The organism is Nocardia altamirensis NBRC 108246, assembly GCF_001612685.1.
In the GTDB taxonomy this organism is placed as follows: Bacteria; Actinomycetota; Actinomycetes; order Mycobacteriales; family Mycobacteriaceae; genus Nocardia; species Nocardia altamirensis.
This window is the reverse complement of record NZ_BDAY01000004.1, coordinates 22,937-43,289: the sequence shown is the minus strand read 5'-3', so window position 1 is coordinate 43,289 and position 20,353 is coordinate 22,937. Positions and strand designations below refer to the sequence as shown.

Genomic DNA, 20,353 nt, shown 5'->3' with positions numbered 1-20,353 from the left:
GAACCGCCCCGGGTTTCCGGCCGCTTCCTTCTCTGTGAAGGATGTGGGCCATGCCCAAGCGTTATCCGATCGAGCAGCGTGAGCGTGCGGTGAAGATGGTGCTGGACCGACTCGACGGGTATCCGTCGGCGTATGCCGCCTGTCAGGAGCTCGCCCCGAAGCTCGGTGTCCATGCCGAGACTCTGCGTGTGTGGGTGAAGCAGGCCCAGGTCGACACCGGGAAGGCTCCCGGGGTGAGCAGCGCCGAGCAGGCGCGGATCAAGGAACTCGAACGCGAAGTCCGAGATTTGAAGGAAGCCAACGAGATTCTGAAAGCGGCGTCGATTTTCTTTGCGCGGGAGATCGACCCGCGCCGCCGTTGATCTGTGAGTTCATCGATCAGATGCGTGCACGGGGTTTCCGGGTCGATCCGATCTGTCGCGTGCTCACCGAGCAGGGCGTGCAGGTCGCCGGACGCACGTATCGGAACTGGAAAACTGCTGGACCCTCGCAACGGACGGTGACTGATGCGTATCTGACCGACGCGTTGCGCGCCACCGCCGGGACGCCTGAGGGCATGTATGGGCGCCGCAAGATGACCCCGTATCTGCGTCGCCAGGGCCACCGGGTCGGGATCGGCACCGTTGATCGGCTGATGCGCGACGAGGGCCTGTCCGGGGTGATCCGCGGCGGCAACCATCGCACCACGATCGCTGGGAAAGGTGACGGTCATCGCCGTGCCCCGGATCTTCTCGACCGCGACTTCACCGCGGTGGATCCAAATCGTAAGTGGGTCACCGACTTTACCTATGTGCCCACCTGGTCGGGGTTTGTGTATGTGGCGTTCGTGATCGACTGCTTCTCCCGTTCCATCGTGGGCTGGCGGGCAGCCACGATCAAGGACACCGCGATGGTCACCTCCGCGTTGAAGATGGCGTTGTGGCGACGCGACCACGACGGTCACACCGTGACCGAAGGGTTGATTCATCACAGCGACGCCGGGTCGCAATACACCTCGATCAGATTCGCGGAAACACTTGTCGCCGAACAGATTGCGGCATCGGTAGGCAGTGTCGGCGACGCGTATGACAATGCGCTGGCAGAGTCCACGATCGGGTTGTTCAAGACCGAAGCCACCGCTCGTGACAGCCCGTTTCTCACCGGACCACTGCGCTCACTCGAGGACGTCGAGTACGCGACGATGGAATGGGTCGACTGGTACAACAACCGGCGTTTGCACAGCCTGCTCGGGCACATCCCACCCGTCGAGTACGAGGCCGCCTACTACGCTCAACAACAGCCATCCCAGCCGGTGATGACTCAACCATGAAGCCGGCCGGAAAGTGGGGACGGTTCATTCGCCGCAGCCATGGTGATGGAGATAGCGATCATCGCGCTCTTTCTCTCACTCCTGCCGTAGGCATGAATCGGTGGTCAGGGTTTCGACGGCATCACCCGGAACGAAGGAGTTGCCGAACACGGCCTCGGCGGCGCCCCTCGACCCTGTTCGACACGCGGTCGTTTTCCGAACCACCTGGCGGATGGCTCAGAATGCTGGGATGCCTACCGCACACAACCCCGCTACCAGGCTCGCAGCAGTTATGGAGAATCTGCTCCAGCACCAGGATCCTAGTCTCGGAATCAAAGAGGCATTCATGAACTCCCTTGGCTGCGAGTCCGATTCGGAGTTCGCCCGCGAGTTCGGCTACCTACAGACGCTTCCCGCAGCAGTTGCAGAAGCCGTCGAGGCCGTAGCCGATGAGCATGACGATCTGCAACTGCTCATGCAATGGCGCCCCAATATCGAATCGGCTTTGCAGCAGGCGTGGGCGATGACTTCGGCAGCTCGGACGGTCCAGTCCCACTACACCATGAGCGACATCTCGCACCTGCGGTACTGCAGCACTCTGTTGAGCAGAGCAGGCGGCGAAACCCGCGTCGACCAACAGGCCCTCAACGAACTCAGCGACAAGATCCAAGCCCTCTACGAGGACACCTTGGCAGCGGAGACTATCCCGGCCGACCTCCGCGATCTGGTCCTCGGGCAGCTCGACAACATCCGAGTAATGCTGCGGCACTACGCGCTCCGAGGAAGTGTAGGGCTCGCTGAGGCTTTCGAGCGAGCTGTCGGCGCGACAGTAATACGCCCTGAGGCCACCAGCGATGCGAACGCCGAGTCGCAAGGCTTCGTCAAACGGTACAAAGAAGTACTGTCCCTCATTCAACTCACCATTAGCACCGGTTCCAGCGTGCTTGCGCTACCCGGTGCGGTGGCCGTGGCCGAGATACTTCAGTCGTAGAAACGGCGGCCGTTGACGATGTCGCCATGGCAATAGAGAGAGTGAAGCAGCTGAAGAATCGATAGTCGTCCTCGAATTCGGTGGAGGCCCCGGGCGCCGGGTTGCACGAGACGCGCATGTTGAGAATCGATCGATCCGGTACTCACGCGGCTGGGCCCGGCGGGGTCGCGACGGTCGGCGGCCAATCGTGCGGTCCGACGTTGGCAGGCTTCTGGATCACGTCCTGGTCCCAGTCGAATGCCGGTGCTGGCGGGCCCACTGCTTCGGGACGGCAAACGAGATGCGCGAGACCCCGAAGGCGTCCCACACCAGCTGGGGAAAGCATCGCCATCAGACCCAGCAGATCAGTGACCGACGGGTAGGCGTTTGTGTGGGCGCTGTTCGGACCGCCCCCGAGGTCCGAACCGATACAACGATCGGCGACCGTCACAGCGCGAAGTCAGCTTCGAGCACCAACCGACCATAAAGAAGATGCTGGTCGGCACCGTTCCCATCTATATGGTGCCCCGCCGAGGAGGCGGCCCTCCGACCCCATGCGAATCCTGTTTGCAATCAACAGCTTTCATCCAACACACCTCCGCGTACAACACCCCAGGAGCTCCAGGTCGTTACAACAAAGGCCGCTCGCCAGGCACCGAGACCCCCTGCACCGAAACGACACCCGCTATCCGGGCAACCTGGCCTGCTTGCCTATTCGGCTACCATTGCCACCCGACACCCGCCGATCATCAGTTACGGAGGAAATTTCCTATGGCACGCCAAGTTGTTGTCACCCTCGTCGATGACTATGACGGCAAATCCTCCGCCGAAGAAACCGTCGTCTTCGGACTCGACGGGGTCAGCTACGAGATCGATTTGTCCGTGCTCAACGCCAGCACACTGCGCGGCATCTTCGAGCACTGGACTCCCCACGCCCGCAAGGTCGGACGCGCACCGCGGGGCAAGAGCTCCAAGACCCGGCCAATGGCCACCCGTGAGGACTCAGCCGCCATCCGCGACTGGGCAACCAAGAACGGACACAAAGTATCGGCACGAGGACGCATCTCCGCTGACATCACCGAGGCATACAACACGGCGAACGCATAGCCTGAACCTCGGCGCAAGGTACCGGCGAACTGCCGCCCCAACAGAATCGCCCGTGTACAGACACCCGACGCGAGCACGTCAGAGCAGCAGCCGACGCCAACAAGACGGGCGAGGGCGCCGCTGTCGGCTTACCGGTATGGCCAATATCGGTACCGCGCTTGCTCGCCAGGCTTCTTGGTGACACGGTGGCCGAAGGGGCCGATCGTTGTGTCCCACAACCTGCCCGAAAGAACGGGCTCAACAACACAGCCTGAACGTTTCGACGGTTTACCGGTGGCAGTCGTGGACGGGACGGTCTCGGCACTGCCGGACACTATCTTGAACAGGCCTCGCGTGACGCCGCGCAGAATTGGGCAACACCTTAGCTACGGGAATGCTGAACGGTGTCAACGGCGACATCGGTTGCAGAATCCGGCCACCGACGCAGCAAACGGCATCCGGCCTTCGCTTGGTCGATTGGCGGGTGGGATATCCCGATGTCGGCACTGCTCGTAATCGACCCACCGGTCCTTCGTATGCTCGTGTCGGACTTGGCGAATAGCTACAGCTACGGGGCAGATCACGGTGACACAGGAGCATCCAAGCCAATCCGAAGGCTGGCCTTCCACTTCACCACGAGATATATCAAACCCAATGCGGAACTTCCACGGCGGGGCGATTGACTGGCGAAACCCGTGCGTTGCTTGCCGATCCAAAGGAGGTCTCGCGATGCGGCTCAGAATTACAAGACTTTATAATTCTTAGCAATTCTGTAGTACAGCCGATTCTTCAGGAACTGCGGGAGTACCCGATACAGTCTGCTTTCTGCTCGCAGGACTCGATCGTTCTCCGGGCTGGTCACGTGGATGCGCATGTCGTATTTAACCGCCTGGACAAGTTGCGAGCGATGATACGAGATGTTGCGCCTCCCCTGTTTCGTTGCTATCCCGTCGTGTAGGCCGTCGGTTGCGTTCTGCGCTACCTCAGCTAGCGATCGACAAGCCTCGATCGTGCCCGGCGGGCCGATCAGATTCACGCGCTCGAAGATGTCATGAAGCTGTTCGCTCAGTTGTGATGCGCGAGGGTGAAGGGATTTGCGGTATTCTTGTTCTGGCGAAATAGGCAAGTCAGGCCGGGTGTGGCGGAGGCGTAGAGCCAGCTCTATCGGCGCGAATTTGCTGGGTTTTGGAAAACGGTGAACCCGAGCGGTCGCGTCCCACATCAATCCCCTGAGCTCGTCCGCGATCCTCAAAGCGTCGACGCATAAATCGCGAACCTCCTTATCCCATTGACGACGATCCTCTCGCTTCCGCTTAAGGTGCTCATTCAATGTAAGAAAGATTCCTGCTACGACTGCCGCGATTAGAGTCGCCAATGGAATCGCCCACCCACTTGACGAAGGCTGGACATACACGTCAGGGGGCCTCACGATGATTGTCGCAGGACTGACAGGAGGGGGCATCTCTGAGGAGGAATCAGCAACCAACAGTATCGATTGCCTCAGCAGCGCCAGCACCGGTCAATCCTACGATCGGGACAGACGAGTCATCGACACTTTCGAAGACTTTGATGCTCATGCTTCGACAACTCCCCGGGTAACTGAGCACGGCAAACATCGCAGCCTCGGAAGGTTGTGGAGAACAAAATGGCCAGTTGGTTTAGCAGGTACCGCTACATCGCTGGGCGCGCGTCAACCCGTTGCGGTGGGATGACGCGCCCGCTGTCGTGAACACCGCCCTACTATCGAACACCAGCGCCGTCGGCCGTCGCGAACAACCGCGCGGTCAGAGACGACGGGACAAAATCAGCGCCGCGCGGCCAACTCGTCTTCCGGCAATGGTGCCCGAGCATTGCCTGACACCCGCCGCGCCTAACCCAGCCCGGCCAAGACGATCGTGACGATGGTCGAGATGAGCGATAGCCGTGAGAGTCTCGCTCGCCGGAGACGAAGGAGTTGTGCAAAAACCGAATGCATGCACTCCGCCGGTTAAACGGGAGGAATTGACGATCGGACCGGGCGACAACGACTGACCAGCCAGGCCAACCGAATCACGAAAATTGTGCCTGATCCAGGATCGCGCCGAAATCGACAGTGGGCGCTGCCGGACAGTATCTTGAAAAATCCTCGCGTAACACCGCAGCAGAGAACGATTCTCAGGCAGTAATTACAGAAAGCACGTCGTCATACGCGTTCGATATTGTCTAACGTGTGAATGGTTGTTCTGCAAGGGCGTCTACGCGGCGGAGTTTGTCGAAAATGAGGTCGACAGTGTAGCCAGCGGCGAAGCCGATCGGCACGAGGAACCAAGCCAGTCGGCGGGCTGTGTCGGCAGTGAACGGGTCTGGATTCGTTAACTGTTGAGACGCCACATACAACGTGGCGGCAAGCATGCCGGCTCCGAGGCCACGTGCTGCTGACCACACCAGGTTCGGCTTGTCGGAACGGGTATCGCGCAGCAGAGCGCCTCCGATCGCGGTCAGCAGTGGGCCTAACAGGAGATACGCCACGGCCGTCGCAGCGGTAGCGGTGCCGAAACTCAGCCAAACGGTAAACGCGGCGAGAGCAAGCGCGAGAATGGCTGCTAGCCCGTGCACAGTTCGAGTCCATTGTAATTTCGCCTCGTTCCTTTTGCGCCGCCGGAGTATTTCATGCCGCCTGGCGAGTTGGTCGAGCAGGCTGCTCACCAGCGCGGCCGCTGAGTGCTCCGCCCACGGACCTGCCATCAGGTGTAGATCATCGTCGGTGACGTCGTTGCGATGGCGATCAAGGTGGTGCCAGACGGACAGGGCGCTTGCGCCGAAGGTGGCGAGAGCGATTATCGGGGTGTGTTGCGCGATGGCCAATATGCCCGCGATTCGGGTCGCCCGGCCGCCGCCGATCACGATTAACCCGTCAGTTTTGAACAGCTCCCGATAGAACGACACCTCCCACTCGGCGGCGGCGTCCGGCTTGATCTGGACGACGTGCTTCAGGTGTTCGGGGACGTCGAAGTTCACCTCTCGGTCGTAGGGTGTTCGCACGATTACCGTGCCTGGGTGGTTCATGTCGAGGGCGCTCAGGTAGCCGCGGACCACGTCCTTCTCGATGTAGTCTTCGCTGCTGGAGAAGACCACGAGGTCGCAGCCGCTCAGGACAAGTTCACGACCAATCGCCTCGCACGCGTCGGGGAGACCGGGCAGGTCTTTGAGTGGCGGGGTGTACTGCCGGTGGGGTGAGCCGCTGCCGGTGATGACGATCGACGGGCGCACGATGTCTCCGTTCGTTGCAAAGAGGCTGCTCTATTGTGAGCGGCTATTGGGGCATCAATATCTCGCTCATTTGACTGGACTTGTGTCCACAGATTTGGCACTTGGCCAAGAGATCTGGAGTACCCACGGCGGCGCGTTTCTCCGCCGTCCACAGTCCGTTGACAAAGAAGAACATTCGGTCAAAAGGCGCGCGGCAGTAGGGGCACCCGGTGGCGATCGCCTCGCGGTTCAGGATGGTCAGCACCTCGCGATGATCGATCTCCGTGATTTCTCCTTGCGGTAGGAACAGCACCATTTCGACGTCGGTGGAGCCGATAATCTTCGGCTGGTTGTCCGGTGGCAGTCGCCGTGGTGTCGGCGAGCGTCCCACCAGGTCCTGTGGGCGCCACGGCAGGGTCGGAGGCGTGAGGTCGGCGGTGCGCATGTCGGCCAGCGTTCGGCTGATCGCGTCGGACAAGCCGGGCAGCACCGCCGCTCCCTCGAGCCGTCTGTAGGTCAGGCCGCGGTACGCCTTGTGCAGGTGTCCGAGCTGCTTGTCGATCGCGGCGAATCGCGGCGTGACGAAGTTCCCCGCGAGATCTGTCGCATCACCCATCAAACCGCTGAGAGCGATCATGTCATCGAGCGTCTCCTGGTACCGGTCGTCGCAGATCACGATGGTCATCGGCAACCGGCGCAAACGGTTGAGGTAAACGACTTCTCGCAGTAGCCCAGGGCCGGTAATGGGACGTGACAGTGGCGCATCCATGATTCGTTCCCAGACCCCGTCACCGCCCAATTTAGTGCTGGGTGGTCCGAATGGGAACTCTGGAAAGTTCACGTCCTTCGGGGAGACGTGTAGGACGATTACATCGGTCAACGCGATCCGGTGCAAGATCTCCTGTCGCCAGCCATCCGGGGTGGACGCTACAAAGTTAATACGTTCGGTTGGTGAGCTGGCGCCGAACGCCGTCGTCCAGTGCCGCTCGATTTCACTCCGGTCGCGCAGGTCGCTGACGATGTCGATGCGGCCCACCCCGCCGTCGAGCGCCATCGCCAGGCTGTTCAGTACGACATAGCTGGCGTCGTCCGCAGTGAACGTCCGAAGGAATAGCACCCTCGGGTCACTCGGGATCGACCGACGCACTGGGTGATCGTCTGGACCGGCTTGTATCCAGGTCAAGCCGGAGTCGCGCGGCTCTCCTCGGTGCCAAGCGTTCATGTTCGCTAGCCCATGTGGGGAGTTGAGGTCCTCGCGGTCAGCTTCACCCATATCGGAGTGATTGATCAGCATCGGCGGGTCGGCGAGGTGCGCCTGCATCCCCTGTAAAGGTTCCACCATCTCCCTGCGATCCTCCGAGGAGTCGTCGGTCAGGGCGAGCGCTCGTGCCATGTACCGGGCAGCATCCTCCAAGTCTGATTTCCTGCGCCGCCGCCGAAAACGACGCGTCAGCGCAGTCGCTGCGTCCTTGAGGTGTGTGGCAGCCATATGCTGCGCCGATGGGTCGGTGCTTACATTGAGCAGCAACTCGATTGCCTCGTCCAGGTTCCCGCGTGCGCCACTGACCTGCCACCGCCGGATGAGGAGCTGTCCCCGCAGGCTCTGGTAGATCCAGGATTCGGCTGTGTCGCTGATGGCTTCGGCGGTAGCCAGAAGGTCTCCCGCTCCGTCGATGAGTCGAAGGTCGCGTGCCTTTGCGCCCGCATCCATGATGTCGATACTCATCCTGATGAGCCCGCGCGCATACGCGGACAGCAAGGAGTTGAGCAAATCGGCATCGATCGACAGGTCTCCGATGTGGCGACGTACCGCCTCGGCGAGCGTTCGGATGCTTCCCAGCCAACTTGGCTCCGGAAACCACCCTTGCTTGAGTAGTCCTAGTGCCTCGTCGAGTGCGATCGTGTCCCCGAAGCGGTCCAGGCGAAAGGCCAGCGTCACTAGCAACGTGGCGCCGTAGCTCAGTCGTTCCTGTTCGTTCGGGGCCGTGCGCCACGCTTCTCGGCTGTATCGGACCGACTGATCGAGGTCGTGCTCGGCACCCGAGCGCTGGAACCGTCCGCACAGGGCCGCAGCGAGATTATTCAAGTGCTGCGCCCGCGGCGGATCTCCATCCGGATACAGCGCGACAGCGGCCCGAGCAACTTCGACAGCGGCGTCGAAGTCCGTTATCTCGTGCGTTTCGTCGGCGAGTATGGTCAATGCGCCAAACAGGTTAGAGAGTCGGCGGCCCTGTTCTGCCGCGTCGTCGGCCGGAGTGCGAACGGACCGGCGGCACAGCTCGATCGCGGCGTCCAGGTCTGTCGATTCATGCGTCGAGTGGAACCGCTGCTGGCACATATATCCGATGGACGACAATCGATCTGGGTGGTCATCGCCGGTCAACGCCGCCAAGTCCTTACCGGTTGCCACGGCTCGACCGAGGTCGTCCAGTGACAGCTCCTGATTGGATCGCTGCCATAGCAACGTGGTCTGGCTCCACAGCAAGATTGCACGGTCCTCGTCATCGAATCGCCGGTCGCCGAGAAGGTCGTGATTAAGGTCGATGATCTCGTTCAGATCGGCGGCGGCCTTCTCAGCGCGCCAACGGTCGAGAAGTAGCTGGCGCATCGACAGGGTCGACGACAGCCAACTGTCGTGAACTTCGTCGTACTGGAATCGTTCCCTACGATAGGCGGTGATCGCTTGGTCTCGATCCGACGACGATCCGGACCGGTGGTACCGCTCGGTAAACGTTTCAGCGTCCCCCATCGACATCCACCCCGATCATCCTTGGCCGACGGGCCGTCACTATCCCGATCAGAGTCACCAGATCCGCTCCAACCGATTTACCGCTTGTAGCGCCATCATTCGGCCGAACGACATTGCCGCGTGCGTGCCAGCCGAGCGCATCGAAATTATTCCCCCACCACACCGGCGCCCGACAGTGAGCCGACCACAAAGTCGGCCGTACCCAATGCGCCTCCCGGAACCGCAGCCGTGAACTCCGCGGTGCCGTGCAGCGCAGCCGTTGCGCGCCCACCCACTAACTCTCACAGCATGGGTACGGAATGTCTGTCCACTGAACGCCTGACAACTCATCACCGTCGTCGGTCTCCATCGCGTCCAGTGCTTCACCGCAGCAGAGCCGACGCGGAGGGTGGGTGCGTCGAACCCCGCGCGTGAACACCTTCGGGTGTCACAGCGTGAAGTCCGCTTCGACCACCAGTTGGCCACCTACAAACGGCAGGTCGACGCTGTTCCCATCTATATCGTGCCCCGCCGGGGGCGCATAGCCCAGCACGGGCCATATGGCAAATATGGCGCCTACCAGGCGCTTTCCTCCTACGGGGAACTTGCCATATGGTCCGATCTGGGGCCTTATGGCGTTCAATGTGGAGAGTATATGGAGAGCCGTCATGGCAGGTTAAGGCTCACATGTAGCTGGTAGACCCGCATCACCCCAGTCGGATTCGGCCGTGGGACGGCACTAACTGCAACGTCTCCTTCTCCCTACCCACATGGCTGCGACGACAAACCTCCAGTCTCCCCATCGGCGTGCCGCCCTACCAACACGCCGATGAATTCGACGTCCAGCACCCTTCTAGCAAACCCCGCTTTCGGCGGCACCCCGCCTATGAGCGGAGCCGCTGTTGCGTCTCGCCGTGACGGTTCGGGTGTGCAAGCGCGCCAGACTCGGTCTGACGCCCGGACGCAGGGGTTCGGGTTGACCTCCCACGCGCAGATAGCCTTAGGTGCTGTCGAAGAGTCGGTCGAGGTAGTAATCGATGGCCGTCAGCGCGGCCTCGGGATCGATGACGTCGAACTCGAGCAGCGGGGTGAAGCCGGTCAGCGCGAGCAGGAGGTTCGTTTCGATCGCCGGTTCACGATCCGGGGGGAGGTGGCCGTCGGCGATCGCCTGTCTGATCAGGCGTTCGGTGAGTGCTCTGCCGTCGTGGAGTCCGAGGCGGGCCTGCTCGTGCAGCTCCGGGTCGTGGAGCGCCTCGAGGGTGTAGGCGGCGCTCATCCGGCTGGTGGCGCGGGCGTCCGGGTGCAGGGGGAGCATCTCCATGAGCGTCACTCGCAGCACGTCTCGGGGGTGCGCAGGTGAGCCGAGTCGGTCGAGGCCCTGGGTGACGCGCCGTGCGGTCTGTTCGGCAGCGAATTCCATCGCGAAGACGAGCATCGCTGTCCGGGAACGGAAATAGTGCTGGACCTGTCCCAGGGAGGCATCCGCCGCACGGGCGACCTCGCGCATCGTTGCACGGGCCCAACCTTGTTGTTCGACTACTCGCCACAGGGCGCGAGCGATGGTTTCGCGGCGTTCTCGGTGGTCGACCTGTTTCGGCACCCGAACCCCTTCCATTCGTTTCCATACACCTGACATAATACAGCTGACTTGCAAAAGGAGATGCGATGAGTACATTCGCCACCCCTGAGCTGGAGGCAACATATTTCGGCGCCTACGACGCGGTGCTGGCCCACTGGCCGGTACCGGTCGAGACGGTAGATCTCCCGGGTCGGTACGGAACGACGCGGGTCACCTCCGCCGGCCCGGCCGCGGCGCAGTCGCTGGTCCTGCTGCACGGATACGGCGGCACTTCCGGGATGTGGTATCCGGTCGTCGGTGCGCTGGCCGAGGAGCATCGCGTGCGGGCCGTGGACATCATGGGCGAGCCGGGCCGCAGTCGGCATACCGGCGCGGCCTTGACCAGCATGGACGATCTCGTGGACTGGCTGGCGGAAACGTTCGATCTGCTCGGGCTACCCGCGGCCGACCTCTGCGGCCAGTCCCTGGGCGGTCACCTCGCGTTCCGGTTCACGCTCGCCCATCCCGAACGGGTGCGACGGCTGGTCCTGCTCGACCCGCCCCTGGTCTTCGCCGGGCTCAGTCCCGAATTCGAGGAGCTGGGCCGAAACCGCGACCCGCACCCCACCTTCGAGGCCGCCCGCGCGATGCTGGCACCCGACGGCCCCGGCAGCGGACCGGCGCACGTGGAGGCCTACTTCGATCTGCTCGCGCACGGAGCCGCACACTTCCCGGCCTCGCCGATCGTCTATCCGCACCTGCCAGATGGGCTGACCCAGCTGCCGGTCCCGACCTTCGTCGCACTGGCCGGGGCGAGCGAGGTGCACGATTCAGCGGTGGCCGCGAAGACCGCGCGGCGCGCGGGGGCCCATACGGTGGTACTCCCCGGTGCTGGGCACGGCCTACTGGCCGACCTCGAACCCGTCCGCGGCCTCATCCTGGAACACCTCCGGCTGCACGACTAGGTGGTCCAGGCCGCCCAGGAACCGACCTCGCGAAGCGGGGCGCTCACTGGCTTCAGAAGGCATTGTGATCCTTCACCTAGGGACGAACGACATCGCTCGAGCCCTGGGCTTGCCGGAACTAGGCAAAGGACAACTGATGAGCTACCTCAGCCCTTACTAGCCTTCCAACAGGAACGAATCGATCGCACCACCGGTCCACGAAGTTACATCCGCAGGTCTGAGCACACTGATCGCCCCTCGATAGTTTCGGATCTCCAACCGACTGTCGGACGTAGCCTCAGCTAGAAGCCTGACACTTCGATCAAGCATTGAGCGCCGGTAGACCCTGAACTTCTTCTCTCGTAACAACTTTCTCCGGCCGAGCTCAGCGAAGCCGATGTCGCTGTGGAGGTCGAATCGCAGATCAATCACCGGAAAGGGCTCGCGATCCCACGTGCTTGACGGCATCGAGTCTCGCCCCCGCAGTCGAGCCTCGACGTAGGCTTCAGTGTCGCCATCGCCGATCTCGCAGTTGAGAATCGGCATGACTTGGCCGACCCGACCGTCGTAGCGGCTGTAGCACAACGACGGAGCACACATCAGCACGTGATCAAATCGGCCGATCGGCGTCTGCAAACGCAGCTTGTGGTGAGACCGACCGTCGAAGGCCAAGGCAACTCGTGGGCGGACGAATCCGAGAAAGTCCGAGACCAGCCGGTGATCATGGCCGGACTTCTTGACCACGAATTGGACAGCGCGGCGCTTATCGTCGCTGAGCACCAGGTAGTCATAGAAGGAACGCGATCCGTCACCGAAGTCGTGAAGCTTCGCATAGGCCCCCTCATGCCCGTCGACAGACTCGTACCCAGTCCAGTAGAAATCCCAGGCACCTGGATACCGCCGCTCCTCGTGTACCCGCATCACATCTAGAAGTGGGCCCGCATCCCAGACATCGATGACATCTGCAACCCTGTGTTGTTCGACCTCGACATACCCCTGGCGGCGCTTCTCGTTGGCCTTGTACTCGAAATGACGCACCGCGTGGGCCTCGTCATCGAGTGTCATGGTCATCCCCTGAATCTTGCCACCGACCCGACCCCAAGCCATGTGGCAGCGAACGCCTTCACGCCGGATCTGCCAGAACCTCGCTGAACCGTGGTTGCCCTTCTCGAAGTATCGAGTCTCAGACATCGATCCGCCTTTCCCCGCCCAGCATCCTCCCCTAGCGTCGTCAGGCTCCGTCGAGACACGGTCCATTGGTACTTAGGGCATGCAACTCCGCTTCGGGCGTCGCTAACCTACTCCCGGCCAAGGATGTTCCCATTCATGGGGATCCCGGCGTTCGAGTATCGGTGCCAGTCACGCGGCCTCGTGGTAGAGGTGCTCGAACACCCCCTCGCTCAACGTCACGCTCGTCAGCCTGGCTGCGGCGGTCTTCAGCAAGTCGAGTGCTACCGATGGATCCGGTGATGCGGCACGATGCACGTGATAGAGCCATCCCGAGGCCCGCAGTAGCTCGACAACTGCCTTGTCGAAATCGGATATGGCATTCGTCAGATCGAGATTGTTCACGAGATGTCCTTACACGGTACAGAAGAGAACCGACGCTACTCCCCCGCGAGAAGGAATTCGAAACGAGGAGTGGGATATTGCTCACACCAGGTCAAGTGCCCGATCCGTCGGATATTTGCGATTGCGCGCTTCGGCCCCGACCTGTTCGCACGACGCTGGGCGTCGTCCAAGCCGCTGGATTTCCTCGGCGGCGCCCACCCGGGGCTCTCGCAGGGTAGGGCACCCACCGCGACAGGCAAGTTCTCACGATGTCGAACGCCCGGTCGATTGCCTCGGCCGGGCGTTCGAATGCGCTTCAGGTGACCAAGAACTAGACCGTCGCCTTTGGATTCGGTTTGTATTCACGAGATATGACCAGGTCGTCTCGGGCAGATCCCGTGTGCACGCAGATGTTGCCCGGATCTCGGCGCGACGACCCGCCTCACACTCGTCAAACGTGTGGAATCTGATCGCCGCGTATGGCTTGCTGTAATCGAAGCCCGGGTCGGGTGGGCTGCCCATGGCGACGCCGGATCCGACGACGGTGAGCGCGACGCCGGCACCGAAAATGGCGAGTTTCTTTCTCAATTTTCCCCCTGGAAGTGGGATCACGGTTCAAAGTCCCCGGGGTGGGCCAAGCACCCCGCTCCGGTCATGCAATTCCTCGTACACTGGGAATAAATCTTCCTAGCTGTATCCAAATCGGCAGCTCCCTCCATCGCATGGGTGCACTGCAGGTTGCATACCAGCTTTTGGTCTCTGCAGTCCCGGACCGCCACCTCCACGACATAATCAGAGACAGTGAGCTGCGGAGGCGCCATAATGCAGATGCTCATTTCAGGCTTCTCGGTCGTGACCTCATGACCACCGAAACCGATCACGGCGGCAACGCCGGGTTGCGTCCCGGCCGAGGCAATCCCGCCACCAATCGATCCGGCCAACGTCAAGGCCAAGACCAAGGCAGGCAACACTCTCCTAGTGAACAACATCGCTTTCCTCCTCGATACGTCGTGGGTCACAAGAGGCCCATAGGTTTAAATGAGTGGATTTTGAACGGAGTATTCGAATACATATGCCCCGGGTCAAGTCCCGCCGGCTGACCAGCGCAATCCGAGGAATAGAACAGTAGGATGTGTGCTTGATAGCGATTGACTACGGATTGGCTGCCAATCAGCAATTGCCTGCAGTCAGTCCTGCCCTCGATATTGTGAAACCAAGACCTCTCTCCTTGAAAATCTGCCCCCTCCCAGAAACAGACCTCTGTCAAGCACAGTGGCTGACTGTGGGCAGACGGTGCCAAGCCGGTCGACCAGGCAAAGATTGCGGCGAGCAATCCGATACTCAGGCTCACGCCGGAAAACTTGCGAAGCGAAATACTCATCGAGAACCCCCGTGATAGGCATGTTTCATTGCAACCGGTATTGCAGAACTCTCCGAGCCGCTTCGTTGGGTCGGCGAGATCCCGAGCAAAGTCTGGCGCGGTGGCGGCTGCCTGCCGATCGTTTACTCGGATCGGAAGGGGCGAAGTTGCTGGCAGGAGGATGTTTCGTGGTTTTCCGGTCCGGCCGCCCGCGCGGCTGATGGACTGACACCTTCCATGCAGTATCTACGCTGGTGAAGTGCGTTTTCTGTCCGGACCGGGCAAATCTGACCAGGAATTATCCCGCTGCGCCTGCTCGCCGGTGAATGAGGTCCGATCCTGGCAGTGCCTCGCGGGCGAGCGAGACGAGGTGAACGGCCGGTTCAGCGTCTACTGCGTCGATGGGGCGAACAGCGTCGTCATCGCCAGTTGTGTGTCCGCATACTCGGTTATCTCCCGTAACTGTCCATCGGACATATGACATACCCAGCAGTAGACGTTGTTGTAGGGGCGTCCCTCAGTGGTGGTGGCCTGGCCATGGAATTGGACCGCCATGTAGTCGCCCTCGGCGATGAACCGGTCCGCGGTGAGGACGACCGGGCCGGTGAATCGGTCGTCGACGGATGCGAGAAAGTTCTCTATCGCCTGCTTGCCGACATTGGCTCCCGACCAGGGGGTCGTACCGATCAGGTTCCATCGGCAGTCCTCGGCGATGAGTTTGCGAAGGTGCGTCGAGTTTCCCTGTGCGAGCTCGGCGAAGGCCGCCATCATCAGCTGCTTGTTGTCATCGGCACTCATAGCTCGTCCTCCGTTACTGGTTCTGTGGGGAGATATCTGCCGCAGTGAACCGAAACCTCGCGAACTACAAAGTCGGATTCAGGGTATATCAGACCGACGATCTTTTCTTCATTCAGGATGTGATCCTGCATCGCTGCTAACGCCTGCGGTCCGGTGAACTTGCCGGTCACCGGCAATCGCGGAATGTCCAGCGCATACAACGTGAAGACGTAGCGATGCACGAGTTCGTCGTTCCAAGACGGACCGGGGCCGTCGTAGCCGAAGTAGTCGCCGGACATCGCCGGGTCGTTGGCGAACAAGCCGGTGTAGTCGTTCAAACCCTGGCGCAGGCCGGGGAAATTCTGGATTTCCGGGCCAGGCTTGCCGCGTGGGATGACGCCGTCGCTGAAGCTCGCTGCGGCGATCGATTGCATAGATGGCGGAAGGTCAACCAGTACCCAATGAAAGAACTCGACGCGCGGCAGGTCGGCAGGGACGGTGCGGCCTTCCTGGTTGACATCGTCGCCGCGTGACGGCACATCGGGATCGTGACAGATCAAGGCCATCGATTGCGTCGCGTCGGGTGGTTGCGCCCAAGCGAGGTGCGGGTTGCGGTTGTCCGACAAACTGGTGTGGGTCTCGGGATCGCTGACCGTGAACGCGAATTCCCCGGGGATGTAGTCGCCATCTTTGAAAGAGTTGCTCCACAAATTCAAAGTCGCTCTCCTGCCGATATTCGGTGATCTCAGGCTACAGGCACCCCTTATCATTTCCCGGGAGCAACATTCGCACGAGCGATGTAGTCCGGAGTGCGTGGATCACCCGATGCCTGCGATCGTCGAACACCGCCATTCCAGGTAGTTGATGAACATCCAGAAGTCTTTGAACGCGGGATTTGTAGTCTGGCCGTGGTGGTATCGGTAGTAGATCTGCTGGCCGATGCCTGCCAGCCTGAAGAGCCCGAACACTTCGTAGAATGGCCAGTGCTTATCGTCGACTCCCATTGCAGTGCAGTAGCGTTCGACGATCTCGCGGCGGGTCAGCATCCCTGGTAGGTGGCTGGGTTGGCGGCGCGCGCTGCGCATGACTTCGTCGTCGTCGGCCTGTACCCAATAGGCCAGCGCGCCGCCGAGGTCCATCAGCGGGTCGCCGAGGGTCGCCATTTCCCAGTCGAGGATTCCGATGATCCGGGTCGGGTCGGCGGGGTCGAGGACGAGGTTGTCGAGCCGGTAGTCGTTGTGTATCACCGTGATTGCGGTGTCGGCGGGCTGGTTCTGCCGCAGCCAGTCGATAACGGCGGTGAAGGTGCCGACATTGTCGGTGCGGGCATCGGTGTAGCGCCGCGCCCAGCCTTCGACCTGCCTTTCGACGTATCCGTCTCCCTTGCCCAGTTCACGCAAACCAACGGTGCTCGGATCGATCCGGTGCAGGTCGATCAGCCGGTCGACAGCGGCGGCGGACAGCGTCCGCGCCTCATCCGCGCCGAGGAGTAGCCCGTCGGGTAGATCCGAGCGCAGGATTGTGCCGGAGATCCGTTCCATGACATAGAAATCCGACCCGATCACCGAGGCATCGGTGCACAGCGCGATCATCTGTGGCACGTAGGGGAACCGAGGGCGAAGTCGTTGCTGGACGGTGAACTCTCGCGACATGTCGTGCGCGGACGCCGCCTTACGGCCTGCGGGCGGACGACGCAGGATCAGGTCGCGATGCGGATATCGCAGCAGGTAGGTCAGATTCGATGCGCCGCCGGAGAACTGCCGGACTCGCGGACGGCTGTCGTCCAGACCGGCAACGCGGTCACGCAGCCACTCGTGGGCGGCATGGACATCGAAGAGGTCCTCGTCGCGGACGTCGGTGGTGTTTTCGGTAGTCAAGGTCACGCCTCCTGATACGACCGCAGTTCCTGCCTGGCGACTAAACCGAGATGGACCTCGTCGGGCCCGTCGGCCAGCCGCAACGACCGCGCGCCGGCGAAAGCGCGCGCCAGCGGGAAGTCGTCGGACATGCCTGCGCCACCGTGTAATTGGATGGCCATATCGATGATGTCCTGCGTCATCCGCGGCACCACTGCCTTGATTTGCGACACCTCGCTGCGGGCACCGGCGATCCCCTTGGTGTCCAACAGCCACGCGGTGTACAGCACCAGCAGCCTGGCCTGGTTGATGGCGATGCGCGCCTGGGCAATTCGCTCGCGGTTGCCGCCGAGATTAACCAGCGGCTTCCCGAATGCCGTGCGTGACAAGCCACGTCGGCAGGCCAACTCCAGCGCGCGTTCGGCCAGCCCGATGGCGCGCATGCAGTGATGGATGCGTCCAGGGCCCAACCGGCCCTGCGCGATTTCGAATCCCCTACCTGGGCCGCCGATCACGGCGTCGAGCGGGAGTCGCACCTCGGTGAAGGACACCTCACCGTGCCCGTACGGCTCGTCGAAGTAGCCGAACGTGCTGAGCATGCGCTCGACCTTCACACCAGGTGTGTCCAGCGGTACCAGGACCATCGAATGTCGCTGGTAGGCATGGGCTTCCGGGTCGGTCAAGCCCATGAAGATCACGAACTTGCAGTTCGGATGACCGATGCCGGTACTCCACCACTTACGTCCGTTGAGGACGATCTCGTCGCCATCGACCTCGGCTCGGGCCGCCATATTCGTCGCGTCCGAGGAGGCCACATCCGGTTCGGTCATACAGAAGGCCGAGCGAATCGTGCCGTCCAGCAACGGCATCAACCAGTCCTGCCGCTGTTGCGGGCTGCCGTATTGCACAAGCACCTCGGCATTGCCGGTGTCGGGCGCATTGCAGTTGAAGATCTCCGGTGCCAATCCCGAACCACCCATGGCCTCGGCCAACGGCGCGTAGTCGACATTGCTCAGACTCGCACCGTGTTCGTCCCCGGGGAGGAACAGATTCCACAGTCCGGCCGCGCGGGCTTCGCGTTTCAGTTCGTCCACCACCGGCGGCACCGTCCACGGCGCGACCGCCAAGGCGGCCACGACCGCCGACTCCTGTGGTTCTATGCGTTCACGAACGAACCTACGCACCTCGTCGAGGAGGGTCGCCGCGCGGTCGGAGTGCGAGAAATCCATATCAGCCTCTTGTTGGAAGGATCGATGTCGGATCAGCGGAACAGTCGTATTACAGCTTCCGCGACGCAGGCTGGTTTGTCGGCGTCTTCGACGTAGATGACCGCAGCCAGTTCCTCGACCGATTCGAATGCACGCATCAGCCGACCAATCCACCACTGCAGGTGAGAGTTTCGCCGGTGATGTAGTCGGACTCCGGCAGGCACAGCAGGTAGACCGCGCCCGCCGCTTCTTCGGGTGTGCCGAGACGGCCGAGCGGTGTGATGTGTGGGGCGGCTTGCAGGATCATGGGGTTGACGCCGACTTTGATCTCGCGACCCGCGATGTCGATGGTCGCGTCCTCGGCGGCAGATCCGGTGAGCCGGGTTTGGATGAGGCCGAAGGCAACCGCGTTCACGGTGACGCGGTAGCGGCCCCACTCCTTGGCGATCGCCTTTGTCAGGCCGAGGATTCCGGCCTTTCCCGCCGAGTAGTTGGCTTGACCGGCGTTGCCGTAGAGACCTGCGAGTGAGGAGATGTTGACGACCTTGCGGGTGACCGGATTGCCTTCCTCGCGTTCACGTTTCGCGGCGGCGCTGATGACTGGCTGCGCGGCACGCAGGATCTGGAACGGTGCTTTGAGGTGAACATCGAGGATGTCATCCCACTGCTCGTCGGTCATTTTCTGCACGACGGTGTCCCAGGTATAGCCCGCGTTGTTGACGATGATGTCGAGTCCGCCGAATGACTGCACGGCGGTATCGACGAAACGGGGCGCGAACTCGGCATCGGTGACGCTGCCTGCGCAGACTGCGGCCCGACCTCCCGCACTGGCGATCTGATCGGCGACCTGTTGTGCGGCAACGGGATCGAGGTCGTTGACGACCACGGCCGCGCCGTTCGCGGCGAGTTTGGCGGCGATGGCGGCCCCGATGCCGCGCCCGCTACCGCTGACGATCGCGGTCTTACCTGCCAATGGTGCTGACATCAGGATGTCGGTCCTTCCGTGGTGAGCTTCGTGAAGTCGCCGTGCCTGCCCGCACCGGCGGCGAAGCGTGCGGCGCCGGCCAGGCTGTCGGCAAGAAATGAGATGGTGCCGTGCTCGAATTCATTTGCTAGAGCCTCGGTTTCGGTGAGGCCATGCTGTTCGAGCATGGACAGCCGGTCGTGTCGCATGCAGGTCTGCGGGAAGCGGGTGAGTTCGTGAGCGAGGTCGCGGGCTGCGGCCAGAGCTTGCCCGTGCGGCACGACCCGGTTGACCAGGCCGATCCGGTGCGCTTCGGCGGCGTCGACGGGGCGGCCGGTCAGGATCAGATCCATCGCGTGGCTCTCGCCGATCAGCCGAGGCAGTCGCACGGTGCCGCCATCGATCAGCGGAACACCCCAGCGCCGACAGAACACACCGAGGACAGCGTCCTCCTCGGCCACCCGCAGGTCAGCCCAGACGGCCAGTTCGATACCGCCGGCCACGGCATACCCGGAGATTGCCGCGATCACCGGTTTGGACAAGCGCATGCGCGTTGGCCCCATCGGACCATCGCCGTCGGGTGCCGCCCGGTTGCCACGCTCGGTGCCGAGTGCCTTGAGATCTGCTCCAGCACAGAATGTTCCGCCGATGCCGTGCAGCACGGCGACTGCCACATCAGGATCGGCGTCGAAGTCACGGAACGCGGTGGCCAGCGCCGCGGCAGTCGGGCCGTCGACCGCGTTGCGGGCCTGCGGTCGATTGATGCCGATCAGCGTGACCGGCCCGTCGCGCTCGATGAGAACGGTGTCGTCGGACATGGAACCTACCTCCATCA

Annotated in this window: 17 protein-coding genes; 4 read left to right on the top strand and 13 right to left on the bottom strand. The window is 62.0% G+C overall.

Annotation, left to right across the window (positions count from 1 at the left end):
- Positions 1-50 precede the first annotated feature (50 nt).
- The 3 genes from NA11_RS01995 to NA11_RS01980 all read left to right on the top strand — a co-directional run bounded on the left by NA11_RS01995 (position 51) and on the right by NA11_RS01980 (position 3,365).
- Positions 51-1,309, top strand: a protein-coding gene (locus NA11_RS01995) for an IS3 family transposase (protein WP_141717344.1) whose coding sequence is annotated in 2 segments (ribosomal slippage) — positions 51-324 and positions 324-1,309 — 1,260 coding nt in all. Because the reading frame shifts where the segments join, the coding sequence is not laid out codon by codon here.
- A gap of 271 nt (positions 1,310-1,580) precedes the next feature.
- Positions 1,581-2,279, top strand: coding sequence for a hypothetical protein (locus NA11_RS01990; RefSeq protein WP_141717343.1), 699 nt, complete (start codon positions 1,581-1,583; stop codon positions 2,277-2,279).
- A gap of 750 nt (positions 2,280-3,029) precedes the next feature.
- Complete coding sequence (locus NA11_RS01980) at positions 3,030-3,365, top strand: histone-like nucleoid-structuring protein Lsr2 (protein ID WP_069159966.1); 336 nt, start codon at positions 3,030-3,032, stop codon at positions 3,363-3,365.
- A gap of 721 nt (positions 3,366-4,086) precedes the next feature.
- On the opposite strand, the gene NA11_RS44575 is transcribed toward NA11_RS01980, so the two are convergent.
- From NA11_RS44575 to NA11_RS01960, 4 genes are all read right to left on the bottom strand, one after another.
- Positions 4,087-4,860, bottom strand: coding sequence for a hypothetical protein (locus NA11_RS44575; protein WP_141717342.1), 774 nt, complete (start codon positions 4,858-4,860; stop codon positions 4,087-4,089).
- A gap of 686 nt (positions 4,861-5,546) precedes the next feature.
- Positions 5,547-6,593 carry a hypothetical protein gene (locus NA11_RS01970; protein ID WP_069159964.1) on the bottom strand — a complete coding sequence of 349 codons (1,047 nt, stop codon included), beginning with the start codon at positions 6,591-6,593 and terminating at the stop codon, positions 5,547-5,549.
- 43 nt (positions 6,594-6,636) lie between these two features.
- Positions 6,637-9,327, bottom strand: coding sequence for a hypothetical protein (locus NA11_RS01965; RefSeq protein WP_069159963.1), 2,691 nt, complete (start codon positions 9,325-9,327; stop codon positions 6,637-6,639).
- A gap of 973 nt (positions 9,328-10,300) precedes the next feature.
- On the bottom strand, positions 10,301-10,900 hold the full coding sequence (locus tag NA11_RS01960; protein WP_069159979.1) for a TetR/AcrR family transcriptional regulator: 600 nt from the start codon (positions 10,898-10,900) through the stop codon (positions 10,301-10,303).
- 65 nt (positions 10,901-10,965) lie between these two features.
- Here NA11_RS01960 and NA11_RS01955 point away from each other — a divergent pair, with 65 nt between their 5' ends.
- Positions 10,966-11,823, top strand: coding sequence for an alpha/beta fold hydrolase (locus NA11_RS01955; protein WP_069159962.1), 858 nt, complete (start codon positions 10,966-10,968; stop codon positions 11,821-11,823).
- 156 nt (positions 11,824-11,979) lie between these two features.
- Here the strand turns inward: NA11_RS01955 and NA11_RS01950 are convergent, their stop codons facing one another.
- The 9 genes from NA11_RS01950 to NA11_RS01910 all read right to left on the bottom strand — a co-directional run bounded on the left by NA11_RS01950 (position 11,980) and on the right by NA11_RS01910 (position 20,336).
- Positions 11,980-12,993, bottom strand: a complete 1,014-nt coding sequence (locus tag NA11_RS01950; RefSeq protein WP_167837534.1) for a WGR domain-containing protein — start codon at positions 12,991-12,993, stop codon at positions 11,980-11,982.
- 168 nt (positions 12,994-13,161) lie between these two features.
- Positions 13,162-13,374, bottom strand: a complete 213-nt coding sequence (locus tag NA11_RS01945) for a hypothetical protein (protein ID WP_069159960.1) — start codon at positions 13,372-13,374, stop codon at positions 13,162-13,164.
- Positions 13,375-14,368: 994 nt separating this feature from the next.
- Positions 14,369-14,734 carry a peptidase inhibitor family I36 protein gene (locus tag NA11_RS47135; RefSeq protein ID WP_141717341.1) on the bottom strand — a complete coding sequence of 122 codons (366 nt, stop codon included), beginning with the start codon at positions 14,732-14,734 and terminating at the stop codon, positions 14,369-14,371.
- Positions 14,735-15,103: 369 nt separating this feature from the next.
- Positions 15,104-15,511, bottom strand: coding sequence for a nuclear transport factor 2 family protein (locus NA11_RS01935; RefSeq protein ID WP_069159958.1), 408 nt, complete (start codon positions 15,509-15,511; stop codon positions 15,104-15,106).
- Positions 15,508-16,206: a YbhB/YbcL family Raf kinase inhibitor-like protein gene (locus NA11_RS01930; protein ID WP_141717340.1), complete on the bottom strand. Its 699-nt coding sequence runs from the start codon at positions 16,204-16,206 to the stop codon at positions 15,508-15,510. The genes NA11_RS01935 and NA11_RS01930 overlap by 4 nt, the downstream gene beginning before the upstream one ends.
- A gap of 102 nt (positions 16,207-16,308) precedes the next feature.
- Positions 16,309-17,373: a phosphotransferase family protein gene (locus NA11_RS01925; RefSeq protein WP_069159957.1), complete on the bottom strand. Its 1,065-nt coding sequence runs from the start codon at positions 17,371-17,373 to the stop codon at positions 16,309-16,311.
- Positions 17,370-18,575, bottom strand: a complete 1,206-nt coding sequence (locus tag NA11_RS01920; protein WP_069159956.1) for an acyl-CoA dehydrogenase family protein — start codon at positions 18,573-18,575, stop codon at positions 17,370-17,372. The genes NA11_RS01925 and NA11_RS01920 overlap by 4 nt, the downstream gene beginning before the upstream one ends.
- 136 nt (positions 18,576-18,711) lie before the next feature.
- Positions 18,712-19,539: an SDR family NAD(P)-dependent oxidoreductase gene (locus NA11_RS01915; RefSeq protein WP_069159955.1), complete on the bottom strand. Its 828-nt coding sequence runs from the start codon at positions 19,537-19,539 to the stop codon at positions 18,712-18,714.
- Positions 19,539-20,336, bottom strand: coding sequence for a crotonase/enoyl-CoA hydratase family protein (locus NA11_RS01910; RefSeq protein ID WP_069159978.1), 798 nt, complete (start codon positions 20,334-20,336; stop codon positions 19,539-19,541). Before NA11_RS01910 ends, NA11_RS01915 begins: the two co-directional genes overlap by 1 nt.
- Positions 20,337-20,353 lie beyond the last annotated feature (17 nt).